We start from the raw sequence: 23860 nt of genomic DNA, 5'->3' as shown, positions 1-23860 counted from the left end.
TTTTTTATTGGTAAATTATAAATCGTTAAATCTTGTGTGTATATTTTTGAAATAGTCAAATGCTTTTAAAATTCGGCTTCCATACCACGAAAACATTTCGCCATCTACAAAAATGGTTGTCGCATGATGTGTGTAACGCCCAAGTTCAAATGCATGTTCGTCTGAAAAAGGAAATGGCTCGGACGATAGAAAAACAACATCAGGATCACCTTGAATTCGCATTTTCTGTTCAATAATTTCAGGATAACGCTCTTCCCTATTTTGGTATATATTTTCGAAATTATTTAATTTCAACATTTCGTTTATAAAAGTATTGTTTCCTGCGACCATGTATGGATTTGCCCAAATAAAATAAACCACTTTTTTACTTGGTTTGTCTTTGATAAAATCAATAAAATCGGCATGAGCAAAATTAATTTTGTCGGTAATATTTTGTGCTTCTGTACGTTTATTGAAGAGTTTTCCAAAATCGGAAATCATTTGTAAATTGTCTTCAATTGTGATAATATCGGTTACCCAAACTGGACAAATTTTAGCTAATTCATCAACAATTTCTTTAGTATTTTCTTCTTTATTGGCAATAATTATATCGGGTTGTAATGCTGCAATTTTATCAAAATTCACTTTTTTAGTTCCGCCAACAATTGTTTTTATTGCTTTTAAATGATAAGGATGCACGCAGAATTTTGTGATTCCGACGATACTTTCTTCCAATCCTAAATCATATAAAAGTTCGGTTTGCGATGGAACTAATGAAAGTATTCTTGTGGGAGTAGTTTCAAATGTATGTAAAGTGGCAAGTTGATCTTTCAGTTGTTTCATTTTAAAAAATACGTTTTATTTTGAAACTTTACTATTTAAAATCACTTCCATTTCTTGTTGCATTTGTAAGGCTTCTCTTCTTGCTTTTTCTACAAAATCAGTTCCGTTGGAAGCATAAATAATTGCTCTGGAGGAATTGATTAAAAGTCCAATTGTATCACTCATTCCGTAGTTACAAACTTCTTGTAAACTTCCGCCTTGCGCGCCAACTCCGGGAACTAATAAAAAACTATTAGGAATTATTTTTCTAATTTCTGTGAAATATTCGGCTTTGGTTGCTCCTACTACGTACATCAAATTTTCTGAGTTTTTCCAAGTTTTTGAAGTCTCAATTACTACTTTATATAATTCTTTTCCGTCAAGACTTTTAGTTTGAAAATCAAATGCTCCTTCGTTAGACGTTAATGCCAACATGATAGTATGTTTGTTTTGGAAAGCTAAAAAAGGTTCAACGGAATCTTTTCCCATATAGGGTGCAACTGTAACGCTATCAAACTTTAAATCTTCAAAAAAAGCTTTGGCATACATTGATGATGTATTTCCAATATCACCACGTTTAGCATCGGCAATTGTGAAAAGTTGAGGATATTTTTCGTTGATGTAGTCAATTGTTTTTTGTAATGATTGCCAGCCTTTTATACCATAAGCTTCGTAAAAAGCAGTGTTTGGTTTGTAGGAAACACATAAATCGTGAGTGGCGTCAATAATGGCTTTATTAAATTCGAAAATTGGGTCTTCTAATTCTAATAAATGTTGTGGAATTTTAGTTAAATCGACATCTAGACCTATGCATAGAAACGATTTTTTAAGCAAAATTTGTTCAATTAATTGTTGTGTTGTCATTGTTTAATCTAGTTGTTGTGCAAAATTACAAACATCCAATCAATAAAAATTAAAATAGTGTAACAATCTGAAAAAATTATATAACACTTATTATTTTCTAAAAGCTACCTTTGTAATATTGTGAAAAAACATTTGTAAGAATTATACATAAAATAGGATTAATTGGTTTATAATTTATTAGTTATTTTTATTACAACCTTTTTTTATCTTTTTTGTGATAGCTTTACACAAACAAACAGTTCTAACTATGAAAGTCTATTTAAAATTTGATTATAATTTACTTACCAAAAAAATACTTCAAGAAAAACTAACGGAACTTGGCTATAAGTTTAACATTATTGGATTTGGTGAATTTGATTTTTTAGAAAACGTTTCTGAAGAAAAAATCAGAGAAATTACTGCAACTTTTCAGCAATATGGAATTGATATTGTTGAAAATCAAAAAAGTGTTTTGGTTCAAAAAATAAAAGATACAATCATTGAAATGGTCAATAGTGATCAACCTTTAAACGTAAAAAGTTCGGTATATTTAGCTGATAAATTAAATCATAGTTATGGTTATATTTCCAATATTTTTTCGGATGTGACCTATACCTCTATTGAAAATTTTATTATTATTCAACGTATTGAATTGGCTAAACAACTTATTATTAACAATCAATTGAGCTTGACTGAAATTGCATATCGACTAAATTATTCGAGTGTTGCCCATTTAAGTACACAATTTAAAAATACTACAGGAATTACACCTTCTGCTTTTCAAAGAATTATTATTAAAAGGCGAGAAATTTCTAACAAAACCAACCTCTAAACTTCCCATTTATGACAACAGATTTTATCAATATTACACTTGCAGATGACGATGAAGACGACAGATTATTCTTTACAGATGCTTTTAGCGAATTAAAAATTAACACAAAAGTTAGTACGTTTAATGATGGTGTAGAATTAATGGATTATCTAAACGATGCAAATTCTATTTTACCCAATGTATTATTTTTAGATTTAAACATGCCAAGAAAAAATGGTGTTGAATGTTTGTTGGAAATCAAGAAAAACAATAGATTTAAAGACATTGCTATTGCAATTTATTCGACATCTTCGTCTGAAGAGCATATTGAAGAAACATTTGTTAATGGCGCTAATATTTATATAAAAAAACCAAACGATTTTAACACTTTAAAAAAAATACTTTCAGATGTTGTTACTATTAATTGGCAATATCATACGTCGGGTTTAAACAAAGATAATTTTTTATTGAGAATGTAAAATGAAAGCATTTCAACTTCATAAATCGCCATTATTTCTTAAAATAATTTTTGTGCTCTCTATTGCCATAATATTTTTTATAGGAGGCGTAACTTTTAAGCACATTACCATTCTAAAAAAATCTTCTATTTGGGTTACCAACAGCTATGAAGTAAATATGGAACTAGAAAAACTTTTGTCTTATATTAAAGATGCAGAAACAGGACAAAGAGGTTACATTATTTCTAGAGATGAAACTTTTTTAAAACCATATTACAACTCTAAAGGGTTGATAAAAAAATCTTATAATAACATTACAAGGTTAACTAAAAACAGTAGAACGCAACAAAGTAACTTAAAAAAGCTTTTGTTTTATATCAATAAAAGGCAAAATTATTTATCTAAATCTATCTATTTAATTCAACAAGATGAATATCAAAGGTCAGATTTAAATAGAAACTTACTTATAGGAAAAGCAGTAATGGACACCGTGCGAATTAAGGTTGAAAACATGATTCAAACCGAAAAAAACTTGTTGCACAGTAGACAAAAAAATTATGAAAACATGATGAGTTACACGCCACTATTCATTTATTTGACATTATTGGTAACACTAATTATGATAACAATTGCTTTCATAAAAATGAATACAGATTTAATTGCACTAAAAAAGGCAAATAACACTCTTTTAGTGGCAAATGAAGCCAATAGTATGGCAGAAATAGTTGGGAAATTTGGCAGTTGGCAACTCAATTTAGAGACCAATAAATTCATCTATTCAGACAATGAATACCGTCTTTTAGGTTGCGAACCTCAATCATTTAATGCTGGTGTAGATGAATTTATTAAATTTATCCATCCTGAAGATGTAGAATCTGTAAAAGAGCGAGCAAAAATAATGTTTGAAAGTGATAATCTTCCAGCTTTTACATATAGAATTATAAGAAAAGATGGTGAGATTAGATATTTTAGGGCATTAGGTAGAATGCTAGAAAATTTGTTAGGACATAAAACCTATATCGGTACAACAACTGATGTAACAGAAGAGGTATTTGCAAACAAGTTTATGGAAGAAAGAAATAGAGAATTGGAAGCTAATAATAAAGAATTAACTGCTTTTAACTATATTGCTAGTCATGACTTACAAGAACCATTACGAAAGATAGAAACTTTTATTTCGAGATTAATTGATAAAGATTATGATAAAATGTCAGAATCTGGGCAACAATATGTATCCAAAATTCAATCATCGGCGAACAGAATGCGCATTCTTATTGATGATTTACTACAATTTTCAAGAACTAATAAAACCGAAAAAATATTTGAATTTGCCAATTTAAATGACTTATTGGACAATGCCAAACAAGAACTTGCTCAAACTATAGAAGACAAAAAAGCAACCATTGATAGTAATGATTTGCCCCATTTAAAAGTTATTCCGTTTCAAATACAGCAACTTTTTACAAATCTTATTGGTAATTCTTTAAAGTATAGTAGCGAAAATGTTACGCCATCAATTGTAATTAATAGTTCATTAATTGTTTCACAAAGTGAACCTTTGCTGCCAAAAAACAAAGATAAATATTATAAAATTACAGTTAAAGACAACGGAATTGGGTTTGAGCAAGAATATGCCGATAAAATTTTCATCCTTTTCAATAGACTTCACAATAAAAACCAATATGATGGCACAGGAATAGGATTGGCAATTTGCAAAAAAATTGTTGAAAATCATAAAGGGTATATTTTTGCAGAAGGAAATCCTAATGAAGGTTCACTATTTACAGTTTATCTTCCAACCTCTTAAAAAAAACTGAAATGTTCAAAATAAAACTGCTTTTAGAAGTTTTCAAAGACACCTTTCATGGATTTTTTGAACATAAAATACTTAAAATGAGTGCGTCACTTGCTTATACAACCGTATTTTCAATGGCGCCATTATTGCTTGTAATTTTATATTTATGCGATCTTTTTCTAAGTAGAGAAGCTGTTGAAGGTGCTATATTTGGTCAAACAAAAGAGTTTATTGGAGTTAATGCTGCTGGACAATTACAAGCTATGATAAAAGGACTAAGCATATCCAACAAAAGTAATTTGGCTGGAATTATTGGTGTTTGCACTTTAATAATTGGAGCTACTTCCGTTTTTGCCGAAATTCAAGATTCAATAAATACCATTTGGAGTATTCGTCCTAAATTAAAATCGGGTTTTTGGTTGTATCTTAAATCTCGTTTATTGTCGTTTGGCGTTATTGGCAGTTTAGGATTTATATTATTAGTTTCATTAGGATTTTCTGCCATCTTAGATTTTGTTAGCCAACAACTCTTTTCATCCTTATCAAAAACTGGGGTTTATCTTATTTATATTTCAAATTTTGCAATTACATCAATCATAATAACGTTGTTGTTTGGATCCATATTTGCAATTCTTCCAGACGCAAAAATTTCTTGGAAACAAGTACGAGTAGCGTCTTTTACAACAGCAATTTTATTTATGACAGGAAAATTTTTAATTTCTTATTACATCACAAAAGCCAATATTTCATCAATGTATGGCACAGCCGGATCGTTTGTAATTTTAATGGTTTGGGTTTATTACTCATCGGTAATATTATATTTTGGCGCCGAATTTTCTAAATGTTATGCCGTAAAATTTGCATCTCCTATAAAACCATCAGAATTTGCAGAGATTGTTCAAAAAGTAGAAATTCCATTAACTTCTGCAACAATTCAAAATGCAGACGAAGAACGTAAAGAAATTAAAAATGCAGACGAGGTACAAATTAAAACAATTAATTCGGAAGATAAAAAATCCAATTAATTCGTCTTATTTTACAAATAAAACTCTCTTTTTTAAGGAGAGTTTTTTTTTATAGAACAACCAACATGGTAATAGTATAACTAAAAAAAAATATCATGTAACGAAAAAACACCATATCTAACGGAAATTTGTACAAATTAATAAAATAAATATATAACCTATAAAACAACATTATCATGCAAAATTTATTATATACCGTAGCCGTAATATTAGTCATATTATGGGCATTAGGATTTTTCGTTTACAGCGTAGGAAGCATTATTCACATCTTGTTGGTAATTGCTGTAATAGCCATTCTATTACGATTAATAAAAGGTAAAAGTGTTTAACAAAAGAAACTAAAAGATTATGAAAAATAGTAATGTAGTATTAGGAATTCTTGGTGGAGCAGCAGTTGGCGCACTACTAGGAGTTTTATTTGCTCCTGCAAAAGGAAGTGAAACAAGAAAAAAAATTAGAGATAAAGGAAGTGATTTAAAAGATTCTGCAATTAATTTTTCTGATAAAGTCGCTAGTTTTAAAAATGGTGCCAAAGTATTGATTGAAGAAGAAAAAGCAAATATTGAAAATTTAAAAGACATAAATAAAGCTAGTTTATTATAGTACATTAGCTTTTATAATCATACTATAAATATAAAAAATGCTATGAAAAAGATGATTAAACTACTAGGATTATTTTTAATTCTAGTTGCCTTCACTTCTTGCAAAAGTGAACAAGAAAAAAGAACTGAATTGCTCGCAAATAATTATGTGAAATATATAGATTCTTTAATAAATGGTGGTTCAGATGCAGCTGCGGCAAAGTGGGATGAAATTGAAAAGGATTTTGACAAAAAAACAGACGAGCTAAATATTGAAGTTGATAAACTAGAAGACAAATCTATGTTAGATCGCATTATCAATACATCTACAGTAAAATATGAAACTTTTAAAAAAGAAGTAGTTGAAAAAAAATCTTTATTGGATGCTAAAGACATTAAGTTAATAAGGAACAAAGATTTATTTGGAATTGATTACATCAAGAACGACACAAAGTTTGAATGGGTAAATAAAGACAACATTCTAGATGTATATACTCAATTTGTGACTACCGTTTCTGCAAATAAAAACAAGTACTCAAGAGAAGATTGGGATGAAATAAAGATGCAATATGAAGCACTTGATTCTAGAAAAAATACAGTTGAAAAAGAAGGATTAACCAGCGGTGACAATATGAAAATTGCTGGATTAAAATTAAAATTTGCTCCAATGTATCAATTAAATCGAATTGCAGCAAAAAATGAAGAAAATGCTAACGCTAAAAATTAGTTAGGTTAAATTGTTTAAAATTGGGTTAAAAACAGCGAAATTTTAGTATTTCGCTGTTTTTTTTATTTTTAAAAAACCTCGTTTTCTTTTAATTTTTCGGTGGTGTTTACTAATTGAAGTTCATCAATAAGTTTTTGAATTTTTCCATTCATAATACCATCCATATCAAAAATATCCATACCAATTCTGTGATCGGTAACGCGACCTTGTGCATAGTTATAAGTACGAATTTTTGCCGAACGGTCACCTGAACTTACTTGAGAGGTACGCTTAGTTGCATCTTCTGCGTCTTTTTTTGCCAATTCTTGTTCATATAAACGAGAACGCAATACTGTAAAAGCCTTATCTTTATTTTTATGTTGCGATTTTTGATCTTGACATTGTGCCACTAAACCAGTAGGAATGTGTGTTAAACGAACAGCCGATTTGGTAGTATTTACAGATTGTCCTCCAGGTCCAGATGAACAGAAAAAATCTACACGAACATCGTTCATATCAATTTGAACATCAAATTCTTCTGCTTCTGGCAATACCATTACCGTTGCTGCAGAGGTATGAACACGACCTTGAGTTTCTGTTTGAGGAACACGTTGCACACGATGAACACCAGCTTCAAACTTTAAAGTTCCATAAACATCTTCACCAGTAACTTCAAAAATCACCTCTTTAAATCCGCCAGAAGTTCCTTCGTTCATATCAACAACCGAAGTTCTCCAGCCGCGAGCTTCACAATATTTAGTGTACATTCTAAACAAATCTCCTGCAAAAATTGAAGCTTCATCGCCACCAGTTCCGGCACGAACTTCAACCATAACATTCTTTGCATCTTCTGGATCTTTAGGAATCAGTAAAAATTTAATTTCTGCTTCTAACTCTGGCAAGCGATCTTTAGCTTCGTCTAGTTGCATTTTGGCCATTTCTACCATTTCTGCATCACTTCCATCGGCTAAAATTTCGTTAGCTTCTTTAATATTAGCATCAAGAGTTACGTATTCTTCACGTTTCTCCATCAGATTTTTTAAACCTTTATATTCTTGATTTAGTTGAACACAACGTTTTTGATCGCTGATCACATCGGGTTGAATAATCAAATCCGAAATCTCGTCGAAACGTTGTTTTACATATTGAAGTCTATCTAACATTTTGTATTCTTTATTTGGAGTGCAAAATTAGTGAAAAGATTGCAGAAATGTAAACACGAATTTCACAAATTTGTATAAAATAGTTCAGAATAGAATTTCGCTTGCAAAAAAACATACTTAACACGGTATTTTTAGTATTTTTACGTTTTAATTTTACCCATAAAATATGAAATCAAAAACTATAAGTTTGTTATTTGCATTTTTAATCATCAGTCTCGTTTCTTGCAATAAATATGATGCAAATGGTAACATCATTAAAGATTATGATGAATTAGGTAAAGCCAAATGGATGCTTGGCGAATGGAAAAAAAACGACACTTTAGGAACTTTGAAAGAAATTTGGAAAACCCAAGACGACAGTACTTTTATAGGAGAATCCTATTATATTAAAAACGAAAAAGACACAATTCACAGTGAGAAAATTGAATTAACTCAAGACCAAGAACACCTATTGTATAATGTAACCGTTAAAGGTGAAAACAACGATGTTCCTGTTTCGCTTCAAATGACAACTGACGAAGATAGCTTGTTAGTTTTTGAAAATCCAAAGCATGATTATCCGCAAAAAATTCAATATAAATTGATAAAAGACGGAAGTATTATAGCAACCATTTCTGGAAAACTAAAGGGAAAGCCAGCCGTAGAAAGTTATCCAATGACTAAGGAAAAATAATATTTTTTCTACTATGCATATAAAAAACTTGCCTTTGAGCAAGTTTTTTTTTGTTTCTAAATTTCAATAAATCAAATAATTAAAAATATTATTTATATTTATTCTAAATAAACTTTGTAGATTCATTTTTCGTATATATATTTGCATCGTTATTTTTAATTATTCCAAATAAATGTACAAATATAGTTTACTCTCAGCCCTAGCACTTTTATCAAGTGCCTCAAGTTTCGCTCAAGAAACTAAAAACAATGAAGACCTTTATGCTGTTAATGACACAGTAAAAAATAAAAAAGGTGAAATTCTTAAAGAAGTAATAGTCATTTCTAAACAAAAAAATCAAGCAACAGTGGTTCGTTCAGGCATTAAGCCAATGGATTTACCTCAAAGTGTTCAAGTCATTTCGGGCGCTGTAATAGAGCAACAACAATCCGTTAGATTGAGTGATGTTGTAAAAAATGCAAACGGAGTTTATGTTGGTTCAGCTCGTGGTGGCGCACAAGAATCTTTTTGGTCTAGAGGTTATGACATGACAGCCAACAATATGTTTAAAAATGGTTTTCGTTTCAATGGTGGTTCTATTCCAGAAGTTGCATCATTAGATAAAGTAGAAATTTTGAAAGGTAGCTCAGCACTTTTGTACGGAAATGTTGCTCCTGGAGGAATTTTAAATATGGTAACAAAAACTCCATTATTTAAAAAAGGTGGCGAAATTAGCATGCAAGCCGGAAGTTATAATTTTTACAAACCGTCTTTAGATATTTATGGTCCATTGAATAAAAGTATTGCTTATCGTTTTGTTGGTACTTATGAAAATTCTGAAAGTTTTCGTGATGTTGTAAAAAAAGAACGTTATTATGTTAATCCGTCGTTTTTATTTAAAGTAAGTGAAAAAACCGAAATTACTTTGCAAGGAGATTATCTTAACGATGATTGGACACCCGATTTTGGTTCAGGATCTATTGGTCGTGAAGTGGCAAACATTCCAAGAAATACTTATTTGGGAGCAAAATGGTCAAACGGAAATACTAAACAAGCAACAGTTTCGGCGTTAGTAAACCATCAATTTAATTCAAAATGGAAATTAAATTTTAACACTTCTTATCAAAATTATAATAGAACATCTGAAGGAACAGAACGTGTTTTACCCGCAGCAAATGGTGATTGGAACCGACCTTTAGGAAAAAACAAAGCTGTAGAAGAAATTTTTAGTCAACAAATTTCTCTTCAAGGAAATTTTAATACTGGAAAAATCAAACACCAATTATTTACTGGAGTTGATGCCGAAAATTCATTTGCAGATGCATATACTTTTACTTTTACTCCTGCAAATTATGATTTGGTAAACATCTACAATTTAGACTTATACCCACAGCGTTCCGATATTCCGCAAGCAACAAATACTAGAATTGTAAAAACTGAAACTAATAGATATGGAATTTATGCGCAAGATTTAATTTCGTTAACAGACAAATTTAAAGTTTTAGCAGGAATTCGTTATTCAATACAAGAGACAAAACCTGTAACTTATAATTTAGTAGCCAATACAGTTGTTGATGAAACAATAAGAAATGATCATGCGTTTTCTCCAAAAGTCGGTTTAATTTATCAACCTACTAAAAACACAACATTTTTTACTAGCTATTCCAATTCATTTACCCCAAATACTGGTATAACAATTTTTAACGAAGCACTAAAACCTTCACTAATAGACCAATATGAAATTGGTGTGAAAAATGATTTTTGGAAAGGAATCTTGAGTACTAATGTAACAGTATATCAAATTGTAAACAGTAATTTATCTCAAACTGCCGAATTTAATGCTGATGGAACTATAAATACCAACACAAATGTAAAATCTTTAAGCGGTGAAACAACAAGTAAAGGTATTGAAGTTGATCTAGCTGTAAAAGCATCAGAATCGTTAAACATTATGGCCGGATATAGTTTTAATAACATGGAATACAGCAAAACTACTGGTGCAACAGGAAGTTTTATTGAAGGCGATAGATTGGTTAGAACACCTCAAAATACTGCTAATTTAAGTGCTTTTTATACCATTCCATCAGGAAAATTAAAAGGCTTGTCTGTGGGTACAATTGCGAACTATATTGGAGAAAGACTTGGTGGATACAATAATACTATCAATCAAGCTGCAACTCTTGGCGATAGAACTATTCCGCTATCAGATTATACTACTGTAGATTTTTCTGTTGGATATACTTGGAATAAATTTTCAATATTGTGCAAACTATCTAATGTTACAAACGAATTGAATTATACTGTTCATGAAAATTATAGTGTAAATCCAATTGCTCCAAGACAAGTATTAACATCACTAAAATATAAATTTTAACACCTATGATTTCACCATTAAAAGCAAGAAACTTACACCGCGATTTGGGATATTTTTATATCGGATTAATAATTTCGTTTGCCTTTTCAGGTATTTTAATGAACCACCGCGAAAGCTGGCATCCAGAAAAATATACTGTAGAAACTAAAGCTATTTTTGTAAAACTTCCAGCAGAAGAAAACATTAATGAAAAGTATGCAGAAGAATTGGGCAAAACCTTAGGAATTGATGATAAAATACGTCGTCACAATGTAAAGAAAGGAACTTTCAAGATTTCTTTTGAAAAACACGATGTAGAAATTGACATGAAAACGGGTAAAGGTGAAATTGTTGCTTTTAGTAAAACTCCTATCATCAGTCAAACGATGAAATTGCATAAAACGACTTCCAACTGGTGGATTTATTACTCAGATATTTTCGGTATTTCACTGATAACAATTGCAATTACAGGCGCAATTATGATTAAAGTAGGAAAAAATACTTTTGGAAAACGTGGCTGGAAACTGGCTTTGGCCGGATTAATAGTGCCATTGTTGATTTTGTTATTTGTTTAAGGTTGAAAAGCTCCAATTTATATTGGAGCTTTTTTTTGTATATTTAGAAAGTGTAAAAAGCTGTTTACTGCTTAAATGTATGTTAGTAAAGATGGTTTCAAGAATAATAAAAAAAAAGAAAATATGAAAAAATATTTTATCGCATTTTTAATAATACTATTATTTAGTTTTCAACTTCCATTTCGAATCTCTGGAAAATATAAAGTTGTTTATGACAAAAAATATTATCCAAATATAGAAACTGATTGTGTTATTAATTTAAAAGAGAACAACTATACTAAAACACAGGGTCAAAATAAAATTTGTGAAGGCGGAATTTCGAGAATATCTTACGGAAATTCAAAAACAATTATTTACCTTCAAGATTTTTATTTTTCACATCCAAGGGCAGAATTAAATAATATAAAACCGAAAGGTTATACAATTATAGAATTTGAAGAAAGTGATCTAGATACTATAAGTTTTAGAACAACATTCACAAAACAGTTAAATATTACAATCAATACAGGAAAATTAATTAGAATGGAATAATTATTAACGCTGACAGCAATTTATGGAAATTAAGATTTAAACTGGCTTTATCCAGATTGATAGTATCATTGTTGATTTTGTATGAAATTGAAAAGCTCCGAAATTATTTTGGAGTTTTTTTACCTACTTGAGTTGAAGTAAACTGAGAAAATTTCACAATTAGACATCATTTCATAGTACTCATCAGGATATTTATTTTTGAAATTTGAAAATGCGTCATCATTAACTTTACTTAATTCTTCATCTGCTACATAGTAATACTTTTCATACTTCTTAAACAAGAAAAACTCTTTTTCCCTAGCATCGCATTTACTTATCATGTAAGTACAAAGCGCATTAAATTTTTTAGATTTAGAACTCTCCAGAGCTTTTATATAATATTCTTTTGCTTTATGACAACGGTAATAATCTAAATCATCATCACAATTTGAATCACGATTTGCAGTTCTGCTAATGCGTTTCATCATCCATGAATTACCATAATAAGTCATGTTATAATAACAATTTGCAATTAAAAATAAATCTTTATTTCTTTCTTTGTAAGTTTTATTTTCGACCTTTTTAATCAAATGCATTAAGTTGAAAACAACTTTTGACTTGGTAAGATTATCAAAGCCTTTCGATTTATCAAAATTCATATACCCTTTAATTTTATAAAACGGATTTTCATTAAATAAAGATGCATTTGTATAATGATTCTTTTCTACTTTAGCGAAATAATGGTATGCCAATTTCAAATTATCATCTTTCATATACTTAATTCCCATCAAATCATTGATTTTGTTGGGTTGCGCTTTTAAATCATTAATTTTCCATTTTTCAAATTCTGATAATGCCTTCAAATTTATTGTATTTATCAAAGTTTGCATATCACTAGTAGATAGTTCTGCATCAATATATCCATACCAATCATCATAAAAATCATCGTAAAGCGTTACTTTACCGCTTCTAGATTTCCAATAAATAGAAGAATTTTCATATTCATTATTTTTAATTTTAGAAATTAAAAAGGCAGCATCAACCTTGTCTTCAAGAATTTCCAACTCTTTAGCGAGTCCAAAAAGAAAACTATAATTTTTATTTTTACATTCAATTCTAATTGTATTTTCTATTGAAGTTAAAATTTTGGCAGTTTTTTTATCTTGATTTGCAGTTAAGATCAAAGCTTTAATCATATTATATTGTCTAATAATTTTTTCATCTTTAAATTTGGTGTGAAAGGAATTTAACGTTTTAAATGCAGTCGCATAATCTTTGGTTAAAAATTCTAAATAGGCTTTAGATAACAACCAAAAATCTTTATCACTAACAGAATTTAAATCAACTGAATTTACAAATTGAAGTACTTTAGCGGCATATTTTCTATCAACTTCTACTCGGCTTAAAATTCTTTTTTCATTACTATTCTCCCAATAATCCTCGCGTAAAGTTGGCAAATACATGGTGTAAGTTGGTGTTAAAACCCAATCTTCAATTTTATTTATTTCTCTTAAAAGCAAAAAACATAAACCTGGATTTTTTGTATCAAATTGCTGTATTTTTTTTAAATTGTCTAGATTTTGATCAATTTTTCTAAAGGAATATAAAACATAAATGTTAGCTTTTTCTTGATTATTTTTAGCAAACTTTACTACTTTATCAATCGGAATGTTTTTATTGAAATACCATTTTATATCAAATTTATTATCAGTTCCTCTTGCAAAAACTTGAGCAGCAAGATAATTCATTTTTACATTGTCATTTTCTGCATTCATCCTATAAAACAAAACCCAATTATCTAAAAAATCGGTAGTTTTATATAATTTAGAATATTTTTCAAACAGCGCTATTGTTCTATCTTGCTCATCCATGTAAGAGAGCAATTTAAAAATTTGATAATAGTATCTCTTTTTTAGAGTACTATTATTTATTAAACCAATTCTTTTAAATGCCTCGTCAATTTTCTTATTCCTAAATTTATTTTGCAGCTCATTATTATTTTCCCAAAGGTCATCACTATCTGGATTTATCTTTTCTAAATCCTTAGCAAAAAGAAGATAATTTATGGTTTGAAAATCCTTTTGTTTAAATAAATATTGAATAAATCGATTTTTAGAATTCGCAGAAACTTCTGTAATATCAATTTCAAAAATTGCTTTTTTTATTTCTTTAATCGGAATTGATTTATGACAATAATCAAACCATAGCAAATCATTTTCTGTTACTCTATCTAAATTAGTGGTGTAATTCTCTTCATAAAAATAAGTAGCTGTATAATTATAAGTTCTAAAACCATCATATTTGAAGTTGTCTGGACTAAAAATACTGAAACGAATATCCTCACCATAAGGATAAAAATAGCAAGCAAATCCTTTTAAGGGATTACTAATTACTAAAAGAAGTATAAAAACCACTAATCGTTTCATAATTGAATTTGTTTGAAATTGTTGAATCTAAATGAAAAAAAGTAATCGTTGTTGTTTTATCAAATTTCAAGTTACTTTTTAACTTCTTAATGGCATCAGTAATATTTTTTTGAGAGACATCTTCATATTTTATTTTATCGCCAATTCTAAAATAAACATTATCTGCACTAGTATCTTTTATAACCTCAAACCATAAATCAGTTTTTTTAATACAAGCTTCTTTTAAAAAGGTTTTGTCGAGATTAACAAATCCTTTAAATTCATCATATTGATAATGATGTGCCCAAGAAAATAAAGGCAATGCCACATCCAAATGCAACGGATATTTCTCATCAACATTAAGATAAGAATCTAATTCATTAATGTCTAAAATGGAATTTTTAGAATCGTCAGAAAAAGGCTGAATTAAATTATAACACATAAGAGTAGCTCTTTTTACTGGAGGAATTCCCATTTTCGTTCTGTATTTGTAGGGATATAATCGCAGTGTGCAACTCAATTCTTTTTTAGATAAAGTAGCTAATGCTTTAAGAAAGTAAAAATAATTATCTTTAGATTTTAAAGTCCAATCGCAATCAATTTGTACTTCTTTATAATTATTATAATTAGAAAATTTTTCTTTATAAAATTTTGAAATTAAATGATTTACATTACTAACCAAAGTATCAATCTCTTTTTGGCTGCTTTTAATAAAAACATCATTTTTAATAAACACTGTTGGAACAATAATCAAATTATTCTTTTTTTTACTTGAATCATACCACATATTACTATAAAAATCAGTTTTAGAAATTGGTATGTTGCCCATAGTTTCATCATGTTTCACTTCAAAAAATTTGATATAAAGTTTTTTTATTTTTAAAGTATCTATCAATTTTTGTTCTGGATCTTCAAAACTAGAGGCATCACTTTTCCAATAATAAAAAGCACGTTCAACATTTTGTACTTTACTATCATTTTTACACGAAAAAAGGAACACAGAAAGCATTCCTAAAAGCAACATTTTTTTCATTGGATTAGTGATTTTTTATATAACGTAAATTCGTATTAAAATTATATATTTAAATTTATATTTTGCAAAAAGCTATAACTATTTTTTAATCAAAATTACACAAACCAAAATCTAGAAAACTATCGTATATTACAATGTAAAATAATATAAAAAATGCGCTATAAAATAACTATCCTTTCCCTTTCAATACTACTATCTCTTTCCAGTTGTGCTTCAAAAAAGTATAAAAATATATCTTATTTAGCCGATGATAATTCGGGTAAAGAAAAACCAACATTAACTATTTTTTCTCCAAGAAATTCAAAACATCAAGACAATCCAGTTTTGGTATTTGTTCATGGAGGAAATTGGAATTCTGGAGATAAAAAAATGTATGGTTTTTTTGGAAGAAATTTTGCCAAAAAAGGAGTTACAACGGTAATTGTTGGATATACTTTGAGTCCGAATGCAAGCTACAACGAAATGGCAATTGAAATTGCAAAAGCTGTTGAATGGACGAAACAAAATATAGTAAAATATAAAGGAAATCCGAATGAAATTTTCTTAACAGGACATTCTGCAGGCGGACATTTGGTTGCTCTGGTTGGTACCAATCCAAAATATTTAAAAGACAAATCTATAGTAAAAGGAATTATTTTAAATGATGCTGCAGGTTTAGACATGAAACACTATCTAGAAGAATTTCCTCCGACAGATCAAGATAATTATTTGGCTACTTGGTCTAACAATCCTGATAAATGGAAAGATGCATCGCCAATTTATTTTTTAGATAAAAATACGCCTCTATTCATGATTTATACTGGAAGTAAAACTTACGAAAGTATTAAAGTTTCTAACGAACGCTTTTTAAAAGAACTTCATAAATTTCAACCTAGTGTAGAGCCAATTGTTCTTAATAAAAAACACGTTCCTATGATTACACAATATATATTTCCGTGGAGCAATCGGTTTAATGAGATTATTGATTTTATGAAAAAGAATAACTAATTTAATCAACTCGCTAGATTCTATTTGAGATTTCAATTATTTTTCCAAATCAATTTTGATAATTTTTAAAGGCATAAATCCAAATCATCCTAGATAAACGGATGTTGAAAAAACTTAAAGCTAGAATTACAAAACCTATGATAAATAGCACTCTAAAATCAAAAATTTTATCAAAAAACTGTGAAGCGATAAAAAAAGTTATTAAAGCCTGACCAACTGTTATTGCATAATTAACAAACATAGCTCCGAAGAAATATCCTGGTTCTTTTTCAAATTTGTAATTACAATGACTGCAATTGCTGTTCATTTTGGGAAATCCTAGACTAAAGAAAAAACTTTTGTCGGCAAAAACTTTTCCTTTATTGCAATTTGGACATTCATTTTTTAAAATATGAGATATAGTTGCTATCATGACTTAAATTTTCTACAAAGTTAATTCATATCTGTATCAAAAACATTTTGTAAATTCGCTATTACTAACACAAAAAAGACATTTTTACATAAATGAACAAACCTCCAATATATGATATTTCTAATTTTAATTACAATTCGGTAAATAGCGAATTGTATGTAAACTCGTTTAAAAATCATTTAAAAGCACATAGTTTTATAGAAAAACCGCACCGTCACAACTTTTATTTATTAGTTTTATTTACAGCCGGAACAGGAACTCACGAAATAGATTTTGATAGTTATAATATAAAAAGAGGTAGTTTATTTGTAGTACAACCGGGACAAATTCACAATTGGAAATTATCTAATGATATTGATGGCTTTATTGTTTTTTATTCTCAGGAAACTTATAATTTGTACTTTGGAAACAAAAAAATAGAAGATTATTCTATTTATCAATCGGTAAAATCGCAACCTGAATTATTTTTTGAAGAAGAAGAACTTCAGGAAATTGAGGTGTATTTTAAATTAATGAAAATAGAAAGTGAATCTAGAAAAGCCAAGCAGAAAGATAAAATTTTAAACTTGTTAGACATCATAAACATTGAGGTTTCGAGGAAATACTTGCTCAAGAACAATCATAAAACACCAATTTACAATCATAAAATCAATCAGTTTGAAAAATTAATTGAAACGTTTTTTAGAACTGAAAAATCACCATCATTTTACGCTTCCAAAATGAGTATTACCTTGAAACATCTGAATAGAATTTGCAAATCAATATTAAATAAAACAGCTACGCAGTTAATCACAGAACGCGTAATTCTAGAAGCAAAACGACTTTTAATCGATCAAAACAAATCGATTAGTCAAATTGCAGACGAATTGAATTTTGAAAACTACTCCTATTTTGCCAAACTTTTCAAAAAAGAAAATGGAATTTCTCCGAGTGATTTCAGACGCAATTTGAGTTCATAAAAAAACTCGTTTATTGCTAAACGAGTTTTCAATAATGTAAAAAAATTTAATTCTTAACAGGAATACTTTCTAAAATCTCCAAGACAAATTTATAGAATTTCTGAGACGATTTAATCGAAGCTCTTTCGTCTGGAGAATGTGCTCCGTGAATGGTTGGTCCGAAAGAAATCATGTCCATATCTGGATAGTTTGTTCCTAGAATTCCACATTCCAAACCTGCATGACAAGCTACTACTTTTGGTTTTTCTCCATTTTGTTTTTCGTAAATTGTGGTTAAAACATCTAGAATTTCTGATTTTACGTTTGGAGTCCAACCAGGATAGCTTCCGCCAAAAGTAACTTCGCAACCAAACAATTCGTAAGCAGAACGCAACGCATTTGCCAAATCAAATTTAGAAGTTTCTACTGAAGAACGTGTTAAATTTTGGATAGAAATTTCGCCATCTTTCACTATAACTCTTGCGATATTATTAGAAGTTTCTACCAAATCTTCCATATCGGCAGACATTCTGTAAACGCCATTATGAGCTGCATAAATTGAACGCAACAAACCTTCTTGAACGCCTAAATCCATTACATTTTCTGGTAAATCTGACTTCTCGATTTCGATGGTCAAATTTGGTTCAGTAGTTTTGAATTCGGCTTTAATATCTCCGATAATTTCTTGCATATCAAATGCGAAAGCTTCATCGTACATTCCGGCAACAATTACTTTTGCAACACTTTCTCTCGGAATTGCATTGCGCAAACTACCACCAGAAATTTCAGCTATTTGAAGTCCGAAATTTTCAAATCCGTCAAACAATAAACGGTTCATAATTTTGTTGGCGTTACCCAAACCTTTGTGAATATCCATTCCCGAATGCCCACCATTTAAGCCTTTAACCGTAATTGAATAACCAACAGAACCTTCAGGAGTTTCTTCAAGATTGTAGCTTCTATTAGCTGTAACGTCAATTCCACCTGCGCAACCTATGTCAATTTCATCGTCTTCTTCAGTGTCCATATTTAGCAAAATATCACCGTGAAGAATTCCGCCTTTTAAGTTTAACGCGCCAGTCATTCCGGTTTCTTCGTCAATTGTAAAAAGTGCTTCAATTGCTGGATGTGCAATAGTTTTACTTTCTAAAATTGACATAATCATTGCTACTCCAAGTCCGTTATCGGCACCAAGAGTTGTTCCGCGAGCACGAACCCAATCGCCATCAACGTACATATCAATTCCTTGTGTGTCGAAATCGAAATTGGTATCGTTATTTTTTTGATGCACCATGTCTAAATGTCCTTGTAAAACCAAAGCTTTACGATTTTCCATTCCGGCAGTTGCAGGTTTTCTAATAATTACGTTTCGGATTTCGTCTTCAAAAGTTTCTAATCCTAAACTGGTACCGAAGTTTTTCATGAATTCAATCACTCGATCTTCTTTTTTAGACGGACGAGGAACTGCGTTTAAATCGGCGAATTTGTTCCAAAGATCTTTTGGTTCAAGGTTTCTAATTTCTTGGCTCATTATGTTTTTGTTTTACACGAATTTCAAGAATTTTCACGAATAATTTAGGTTGTGAAATTTCACGAAATAGGTTTAGTTTGTTTTTTAAATTCTGAACACAAAGTTACAAAGTTTAATTTCTTTACGAATTGATATTGTGATTATATTTACATTTCAAAATTTACTAGTGAAACGCAAATACATTCTACCGATATTTTTAGTATTTCAGATTTTATTTCTGAAACTCATTGCTTTTTTTCCAGAAGTTGTAGAACGATTTTACAGCAACGGTTTGTATGTTTTTATTTCTAAAATTTCTCGAACGCTTTTAGGAAAAATTCCGTTTTCGGTTGGTGATGTTTTGTATGGAATTTTGATTGTTTATCTTTTAGTTCGAATTTGGAACGCAAGAAAAAACTGGAGAATAGAGTGGAAAAATAATTTATTATCTGTATTAAGTTTTATTTCGGTTGCTTATTTTCTGTTTCATTTTCTTTGGGCATTTAATTATTATCGTGAGCCACTTTTTGAGAAAATGAGTATCAAACGTGAGTATTCTGATGAAGATTTGTATGCTTTTACTGAAAAATTAATTTTGAAAACCAATGAAATTCAGTATCAGATTACAAAAAATAAAAACCTGAAAGTTACCAATTCGTATTCGCAAGATTCTATCTTTAAGATGACGCAAAATGGTTATGATGCTTTGGCGAAACACTATCCGTTTTTTGAATATGAAATTCCTAGTAGAAAGAAATCGTTGTTTAGTTTGCCGTTAACTTATATGGGATTTGGTGGTTATTTGAACCCGTTTACGAATGAAGCTCAGGTAAATTATAAGCTTCCGATGGTTGGTTTTCCGAATGTGATTTGTCACGAAATGGCGCATCAAATGGGTTTCGCCAGTGAAAGTGAATGTAATTTTATAGGATTTTTGGCTTGTGTAAAAAACGACGATTTGTATTTCCAGTATTCGGCTTATTCCAATGCGTTGCGTTATTGCATGAACAATGTTGGGATGAAAAACGAAAAGAAATTCAATTATTTCAAAGCTAAAATAAATCCCGGAATTCTTGCAAATTATAAAGAAAGTGAGGAATTTTGGAAACAATATGACACTTTTATAGACAAAGGGTTTCATGCGTTTTACGATCAATTTTTAAAAATGAATCAGCAAAAAGATGGTATTGAAAGTTATAGTAAGTTTGTGGATTTACTGATTAATTATTATTCTAAAAGTTACGAGTTGTAAAGTTTCGGGATTTGCAATCAATAAATAGATTTCTTATTTCTCAACCAAATTTCAAAAATTAGAACTCCAAAAGCTGTTGATAAAAAATAAAACAAGATACTATTTAAAATTGGTGGTGACTTCAACTCATCATAATAATCTGAATCATAACCATACAATAAACTGAGTATTTTTTCAATAAATAAAAATGAAACAAGTAATGAAATTATTGAAATAATAATTGAATAAATAATTTTTTCCAAAATAATAAATTTATCATTTGGAAATAAATAAATAATCAAATTAAAAAAAGTAACTAATAGATAAATCCATATTGGTGATATTCTATAATATAATCCATTAAAAGGTGATTCTAAAAATAGAATACAAAAAAGTATAGTCACTAAAATTAATATAAAGCGATATTTTATTAAAATTTCTTTCATCTGAAAATATTAAATCACGTACTGTATCAGATTAATACCTACAAGGTTTTGGAAACCTTGCAGGAAATAAAACTAAACTTCATCACTAGTAAAAGTAGTAAAACTTCGTTTTTTAAATGGCCTGATAATCAATCGTCCTTCTCGGTCAAAACGAATGTAATTGTAAACCCAATTTAGGAAAACTACTGCTTTATTTTTAAATCCGATTAGGGAAAAAAGATGGACAAACATCCAGACGAACCAAGCAAAAACGCCATTAAAATGATATTTGGGCAAATCTACAACGGCAAGATTTCTTCCAATTGTTGCCATGGAACCTTTATCGTTATATTCGAAAGGTTTCATAGGTTGATTTTTTAATAATTTTATTAGATTTTCTCCTAACAAATCGCCTTGTTGTAATGCTGGTTGCGCCATCATTGGATGACCTTGCGGATAATTTTTGGTTTCCATTGAGGCAATATCGCCAATTGCAAAAATATTATTGTATCCAACTACTTGATTGTATTGATTTACGCGAATTCTATCTACTTTTTCTACTAAAGATTTGGCATCTAAACCTGCGACTTTTGCGCCTTGAACTCCGGCAGTCCAAATTACGGTTGCGGTTTCGAAAGTTAAATCGGAATTGGTTGTGATGGTTCGTCCATCGTAATTGGTAACGCGAACATTTTTCCAGATTTTCACGCCCAAATCGACAAGAAATTTATCGGCTGCAGTAGATGATTTCTCTGACATTGTGTTCAGAATTCGGTCGCCACTTTGCACTAAATTGATTTGCATTTTGTCGATGTTCAAATCGGGATAATCTTTTTGTAGAATGGCTTTCTTCATTTCGGCCAATGCGCCTGCGAGTTCTACACCTGTTGGTCCGCCACCGACTAGCACAAAATTTATTAGTGCATCTTTATCGGCTTGATCTGTGGTTAGAACGGCTTGCTCGAAATTTTCTAGAATTAAACTTCGAATGTTTAAAGATTGCGGAATGGTTTTCATGGACATCGAATTGCGTTCGATTTCTTTATTTCCAAAATAATTGGTTTTGGAACCGGTTGCAATTATTAGATAATCGTAATGAAGATCTCCAATTTCTGAGATTATTTTTTGGTTTGCTGTGTCGATTTCTTTTACGGATGTTAGTCGGAAATAGAAATCTTTATATTGCTGAATTACTTTTCTGATTGGATATGCTATGGAACCAGCTTCTAATCCGCCGGTTGCTACTTGGTATAAAAGTGGTTGAAAGGTGTGGTAATTGTGTTTGTCTATAAGTACAACTTGTAGGTTTTTGTTGCGTAGTTTTTTGGCAATTGATAAACCTGCAAAACCTGCTCCTACTATTACTACTCTTTTTTTATCGGTATTTGGTATGTTCATTTTATGGAATGTATAATTACAAAGTTAGTGAAGATTTTATGTTTTACACGAATTGCATGAATTTTCATGATTTTTTTAAGTTATTGATTGCACGAATTGATTTATTTGATGATTACACGAATTTTGGATTTGGAAAGTTGTGTTTTGAAAATGGATTTTTATGTAAATGGATGGCTGTTTAGCCCTGATTGCAATGGAAATCCTTTTATTAATTGCCTCGGGTTTATACCCGAGGCAATTGATAAAAGATTGTAATGTAAAGCAGGAAAAAGGTTTATAGAGATGCGCAAGCCATTCGCTCCTGAAAAAAAATGCTTATCTTGTAACAAAATCTATAATTGGATTACTAACGTAGATATGAGTGAGGGTTTGGAACAATCGTTTGTGAAGCAGCTTAAGGATAATCAGAACATTATCCATAAGATTTGTCGTTTGTATACTTCGGGCGAGGATGCGCACAAGGATTTGTTTCAGGAGATTACGATACAGCTTTGGAAGGCATTTCCGAAGTTTAGAGGTGAGTCTAAATTTTCTACATGGGCTTATCGGGTTGCGCTAAATACGGCGATTACTTTGTATAGAAAAAGTACGCGAAGTATTGCTACGGTGGATTATGAAAGCAAGAGTTTTTTTATAAGTCAGGAAGATTATAATACGGAAGAGGAGGAACAAATTAAGTTGATGTATCAGGCTGTTCATCAGTTGAATGATATTGAAAAGGCATTGATTTTTATGTATCTAGAAGATAAAGATTATACAGAAATTGCGGAGACATTGGGAATAAGTGAGGTAAATGCAAGGGTGAAGATGAATAGAATTAAAGGTAAATTGAAAAAAATATTAAATCCGTAAGATTATGATGGAAGAATTGGATTTATTGAAAAAAGATTGGAAAAAGAACGCGAATTCGTTTGAACAAATATCGGAAGATGCGATTTATAAAATGTTGCACAAGAAGTCGTCTTCTATTGTGAAGTGGATTTTGATTATAAGTATATTGGAAGTTTTGTTATGGACAGCAATAAGTGTTTTTTATAATACTGATGAGTATTTGATTAAAACACATAATGAGTATTTGATGGATTACTTTAAATACTTGACCATTTTTAACTATGTTGTTATTGCAGTTTTTATTTTCTTTTTCTATAAAAATTACAGAACTATATCCACTATAACGTCGACTAAACAGTTGATGAAAGACATATTAAAGACAAGAAAAACTGTAAAATATTATGTTTGGTATAATCT

The 23860-nt window shown here is 29.9% G+C and carries 23 protein-coding genes and 1 pseudogene; 16 read left to right on the top strand and 8 right to left on the bottom strand.

All coding sequences use genetic code 11. The features are described from left to right. Positions 1–15: 15 nt before the first annotated feature. Together ACH2CG_RS06610 and pyrF are read right to left on the bottom strand one after the other, a co-directional pair. Positions 16–822 (bottom strand): ABC transporter substrate-binding protein, encoded by an 807-nt coding sequence (locus tag ACH2CG_RS06610; RefSeq protein WP_395063433.1) that lies wholly within the window; start codon positions 820–822, stop codon positions 16–18. 15 nt (positions 823–837) lie between these two features. Next, positions 838–1665 carry an orotidine-5'-phosphate decarboxylase gene (pyrF, locus tag ACH2CG_RS06605; protein ID WP_395063431.1) on the bottom strand — a complete coding sequence of 276 codons (828 nt, stop codon included), beginning with the start codon at positions 1663–1665 and terminating at the stop codon, positions 838–840. A 247-nt stretch (positions 1666–1912) separates the two neighbouring features. Here pyrF and ACH2CG_RS06600 point away from each other — a divergent pair, with 247 nt between their 5' ends. The 7 genes from ACH2CG_RS06600 (at position 1913) to ACH2CG_RS06570 (ending at position 7041) form a co-directional block, all read left to right on the top strand. Next, complete coding sequence (locus ACH2CG_RS06600) at positions 1913–2476, top strand: helix-turn-helix domain-containing protein (RefSeq protein WP_395063429.1); 564 nt, start codon at positions 1913–1915, stop codon at positions 2474–2476. Between the two features lie 11 nt (positions 2477–2487). Further along, a complete protein-coding gene (locus tag ACH2CG_RS06595) occupies positions 2488–2934 on the top strand; it encodes a response regulator (protein ID WP_395063427.1) in 447 nt (148 codons plus the stop codon). Position 2935: 1 nt separating this feature from the next. Beyond that, positions 2936–4720, top strand: coding sequence for a CHASE3 domain-containing protein (locus tag ACH2CG_RS06590; protein WP_395063425.1), 1785 nt, complete (start codon positions 2936–2938; stop codon positions 4718–4720). A gap of 11 nt (positions 4721–4731) precedes the next feature. Continuing rightward, positions 4732–5733, top strand: coding sequence for a YihY/virulence factor BrkB family protein (locus tag ACH2CG_RS06585; protein WP_395063423.1), 1002 nt, complete (start codon positions 4732–4734; stop codon positions 5731–5733). A gap of 176 nt (positions 5734–5909) precedes the next feature. Next, positions 5910–6062 carry a lmo0937 family membrane protein gene (locus ACH2CG_RS06580; protein WP_395063421.1) on the top strand — a complete coding sequence of 51 codons (153 nt, stop codon included), beginning with the start codon at positions 5910–5912 and terminating at the stop codon, positions 6060–6062. Positions 6063–6081: 19 nt separating this feature from the next. Continuing rightward, the gene (locus ACH2CG_RS06575; RefSeq protein WP_395063419.1) at positions 6082–6336 is read left to right on the top strand and encodes a YtxH domain-containing protein; all 255 of its coding nucleotides are present in this window, start codon (positions 6082–6084) and stop codon (positions 6334–6336) included. A gap of 51 nt (positions 6337–6387) precedes the next feature. Continuing rightward, positions 6388–7041 carry a DUF6565 domain-containing protein gene (locus ACH2CG_RS06570; protein ID WP_395063417.1) on the top strand — a complete coding sequence of 218 codons (654 nt, stop codon included), beginning with the start codon at positions 6388–6390 and terminating at the stop codon, positions 7039–7041. A gap of 68 nt (positions 7042–7109) precedes the next feature. Here ACH2CG_RS06570 and prfA read toward each other — a convergent pair whose 3' ends face one another. Then, positions 7110–8183, bottom strand: coding sequence for a peptide chain release factor 1 (gene prfA, locus ACH2CG_RS06565; RefSeq protein WP_395063415.1), 1074 nt, complete (start codon positions 8181–8183; stop codon positions 7110–7112). A gap of 166 nt (positions 8184–8349) precedes the next feature. Here prfA and ACH2CG_RS06560 point away from each other — a divergent pair, with 166 nt between their 5' ends. The 4 genes from ACH2CG_RS06560 to ACH2CG_RS06545 all read left to right on the top strand — a co-directional run bounded on the left by ACH2CG_RS06560 (position 8350) and on the right by ACH2CG_RS06545 (position 12294). Next, a complete protein-coding gene (locus tag ACH2CG_RS06560) occupies positions 8350–8856 on the top strand; it encodes a DUF6265 family protein (RefSeq protein WP_395063413.1) in 507 nt (168 codons plus the stop codon). 172 nt (positions 8857–9028) lie between these two features. After that, positions 9029–11209, top strand: a complete 2181-nt coding sequence (locus ACH2CG_RS06555; protein ID WP_395063411.1) for a TonB-dependent siderophore receptor — start codon at positions 9029–9031, stop codon at positions 11207–11209. A gap of 5 nt (positions 11210–11214) precedes the next feature. After that, positions 11215–11763, top strand: a complete 549-nt coding sequence (locus ACH2CG_RS06550; protein ID WP_395063409.1) for a PepSY-associated TM helix domain-containing protein — start codon at positions 11215–11217, stop codon at positions 11761–11763. A gap of 123 nt (positions 11764–11886) precedes the next feature. Beyond that, the gene (locus tag ACH2CG_RS06545) at positions 11887–12294 is read left to right on the top strand and encodes a hypothetical protein (protein ID WP_395063407.1); all 408 of its coding nucleotides are present in this window, start codon (positions 11887–11889) and stop codon (positions 12292–12294) included. A gap of 119 nt (positions 12295–12413) precedes the next feature. Here the strand turns inward: ACH2CG_RS06545 and ACH2CG_RS06540 are convergent, their stop codons facing one another. Then, on the bottom strand, positions 12414–14699 hold the full coding sequence (locus tag ACH2CG_RS06540) for a hypothetical protein (RefSeq protein WP_395063405.1): 2286 nt from the start codon (positions 14697–14699) through the stop codon (positions 12414–12416). After that, positions 14659–15711 (bottom strand): hypothetical protein, encoded by a 1053-nt coding sequence (locus ACH2CG_RS06535; RefSeq protein WP_395063404.1) that lies wholly within the window; start codon positions 15709–15711, stop codon positions 14659–14661. Before ACH2CG_RS06535 ends, ACH2CG_RS06540 begins: the two co-directional genes overlap by 41 nt. A 153-nt stretch (positions 15712–15864) precedes the next feature. On the opposite strand from ACH2CG_RS06535, the gene ACH2CG_RS06530 reads away from it, so the two are divergent. Then, positions 15865–16698: an alpha/beta hydrolase gene (locus ACH2CG_RS06530; protein WP_395063402.1), complete on the top strand. Its 834-nt coding sequence runs from the start codon at positions 15865–15867 to the stop codon at positions 16696–16698. Between the two features lie 49 nt (positions 16699–16747). On the opposite strand, the gene ACH2CG_RS06525 is transcribed toward ACH2CG_RS06530, so the two are convergent. After that, positions 16748–17110 (bottom strand): DUF983 domain-containing protein, encoded by a 363-nt coding sequence (locus ACH2CG_RS06525; protein ID WP_395063400.1) that lies wholly within the window; start codon positions 17108–17110, stop codon positions 16748–16750. A 92-nt stretch (positions 17111–17202) separates the two neighbouring features. Here ACH2CG_RS06525 and ACH2CG_RS06520 point away from each other — a divergent pair, with 92 nt between their 5' ends. Beyond that, positions 17203–18069: an AraC family transcriptional regulator gene (locus ACH2CG_RS06520; RefSeq protein ID WP_395063398.1), complete on the top strand. Its 867-nt coding sequence runs from the start codon at positions 17203–17205 to the stop codon at positions 18067–18069. A 46-nt stretch (positions 18070–18115) separates the two neighbouring features. Here the strand turns inward: ACH2CG_RS06520 and ACH2CG_RS06515 are convergent, their stop codons facing one another. Beyond that, positions 18116–19579, bottom strand: coding sequence for an aminoacyl-histidine dipeptidase (locus ACH2CG_RS06515; RefSeq protein WP_395063396.1), 1464 nt, complete (start codon positions 19577–19579; stop codon positions 18116–18118). Between the two features lie 166 nt (positions 19580–19745). On the opposite strand from ACH2CG_RS06515, the gene ACH2CG_RS06510 reads away from it, so the two are divergent. Beyond that, a complete protein-coding gene (locus tag ACH2CG_RS06510) occupies positions 19746–20810 on the top strand; it encodes a DUF3810 domain-containing protein (RefSeq protein WP_395063394.1) in 1065 nt (354 codons plus the stop codon). Positions 20811–21307: 497 nt separating this feature from the next. On the opposite strand, the gene ACH2CG_RS06505 is transcribed toward ACH2CG_RS06510, so the two are convergent. Beyond that, positions 21308–22612 carry an NAD(P)/FAD-dependent oxidoreductase gene (locus ACH2CG_RS06505; protein ID WP_395063392.1) on the bottom strand — a complete coding sequence of 435 codons (1305 nt, stop codon included), beginning with the start codon at positions 22610–22612 and terminating at the stop codon, positions 21308–21310. Between the two features lie 357 nt (positions 22613–22969). Here ACH2CG_RS06505 and ACH2CG_RS06500 point away from each other — a divergent pair, with 357 nt between their 5' ends. Both ACH2CG_RS06500 and ACH2CG_RS06495 read left to right on the top strand, forming a co-directional pair. Beyond that, the gene (locus ACH2CG_RS06500) at positions 22970–23464 is read left to right on the top strand and encodes an RNA polymerase sigma factor (RefSeq protein ID WP_395063461.1); all 495 of its coding nucleotides are present in this window, start codon (positions 22970–22972) and stop codon (positions 23462–23464) included. Between the two features lie 7 nt (positions 23465–23471). Then, positions 23472–23860 (top strand): annotated as a pseudogene (locus tag ACH2CG_RS06495) (hypothetical protein); the annotation flags it as partial.

Origin of the sequence: Flavobacterium sp. (assembly GCF_043778725.1) — a bacterium.
Lineage (GTDB): Bacteria > Bacteroidota > Bacteroidia > Flavobacteriales > Flavobacteriaceae > Flavobacterium.
The sequence above is the reverse complement of the archived record's forward strand: the minus strand, read 5'-3'. Positions and strand labels throughout refer to the sequence as shown.

What these genes read in the sequence shown, in the direction of transcription:
- ACH2CG_RS06500 (WP_395063461.1), top strand. Translation starts at nt 22,970, where the DNA reads ATGAGTGAGGGTTTGGAACAATCGTTTGTGAAGCAGCTTAAGGATAAT.
- ACH2CG_RS06570 (WP_395063417.1), top strand. Translation starts at nt 6,388, where the DNA reads ATGATTAAACTACTAGGATTATTTTTAATTCTAGTTGCCTTCACTTCT.
- ACH2CG_RS06600 (WP_395063429.1), top strand. Translation starts at nt 1,913, where the DNA reads ATGAAAGTCTATTTAAAATTTGATTATAATTTACTTACCAAAAAAATA.
- ACH2CG_RS06515 (WP_395063396.1), bottom strand. Translation starts at nt 19,579, where the DNA reads ATGAGCCAAGAAATTAGAAACCTTGAACCAAAAGATCTTTGGAACAAA.
- ACH2CG_RS06555 (WP_395063411.1), top strand. Translation starts at nt 9,029, where the DNA reads ATGTACAAATATAGTTTACTCTCAGCCCTAGCACTTTTATCAAGTGCC.
- ACH2CG_RS06530 (WP_395063402.1), top strand. Translation starts at nt 15,865, where the DNA reads ATGCGCTATAAAATAACTATCCTTTCCCTTTCAATACTACTATCTCTT.
- ACH2CG_RS06575 (WP_395063419.1), top strand. Translation starts at nt 6,082, where the DNA reads ATGAAAAATAGTAATGTAGTATTAGGAATTCTTGGTGGAGCAGCAGTT.
- ACH2CG_RS06535 (WP_395063404.1), bottom strand. Translation starts at nt 15,711, where the DNA reads ATGAAAAAAATGTTGCTTTTAGGAATGCTTTCTGTGTTCCTTTTTTCG.
- ACH2CG_RS06580 (WP_395063421.1), top strand. Translation starts at nt 5,910, where the DNA reads ATGCAAAATTTATTATATACCGTAGCCGTAATATTAGTCATATTATGG.
- ACH2CG_RS06540 (WP_395063405.1), bottom strand. Translation starts at nt 14,699, where the DNA reads ATGAAACGATTAGTGGTTTTTATACTTCTTTTAGTAATTAGTAATCCC.
- ACH2CG_RS06590 (WP_395063425.1), top strand. Translation starts at nt 2,936, where the DNA reads ATGAAAGCATTTCAACTTCATAAATCGCCATTATTTCTTAAAATAATT.
- ACH2CG_RS06585 (WP_395063423.1), top strand. Translation starts at nt 4,732, where the DNA reads ATGTTCAAAATAAAACTGCTTTTAGAAGTTTTCAAAGACACCTTTCAT.
- ACH2CG_RS06520 (WP_395063398.1), top strand. Translation starts at nt 17,203, where the DNA reads ATGAACAAACCTCCAATATATGATATTTCTAATTTTAATTACAATTCG.
- ACH2CG_RS06560 (WP_395063413.1), top strand. Translation starts at nt 8,350, where the DNA reads ATGAAATCAAAAACTATAAGTTTGTTATTTGCATTTTTAATCATCAGT.
- ACH2CG_RS06505 (WP_395063392.1), bottom strand. Translation starts at nt 22,612, where the DNA reads ATGAACATACCAAATACCGATAAAAAAAGAGTAGTAATAGTAGGAGCA.
- ACH2CG_RS06595 (WP_395063427.1), top strand. Translation starts at nt 2,488, where the DNA reads ATGACAACAGATTTTATCAATATTACACTTGCAGATGACGATGAAGAC.
- pyrF (WP_395063431.1), bottom strand. Translation starts at nt 1,665, where the DNA reads ATGACAACACAACAATTAATTGAACAAATTTTGCTTAAAAAATCGTTT.
- ACH2CG_RS06610 (WP_395063433.1), bottom strand. Translation starts at nt 822, where the DNA reads ATGAAACAACTGAAAGATCAACTTGCCACTTTACATACATTTGAAACT.
- ACH2CG_RS06545 (WP_395063407.1), top strand. Translation starts at nt 11,887, where the DNA reads ATGAAAAAATATTTTATCGCATTTTTAATAATACTATTATTTAGTTTT.
- prfA (WP_395063415.1), bottom strand. Translation starts at nt 8,183, where the DNA reads ATGTTAGATAGACTTCAATATGTAAAACAACGTTTCGACGAGATTTCG.
- ACH2CG_RS06525 (WP_395063400.1), bottom strand. Translation starts at nt 17,110, where the DNA reads ATGATAGCAACTATATCTCATATTTTAAAAAATGAATGTCCAAATTGC.
- ACH2CG_RS06550 (WP_395063409.1), top strand. Translation starts at nt 11,215, where the DNA reads ATGATTTCACCATTAAAAGCAAGAAACTTACACCGCGATTTGGGATAT.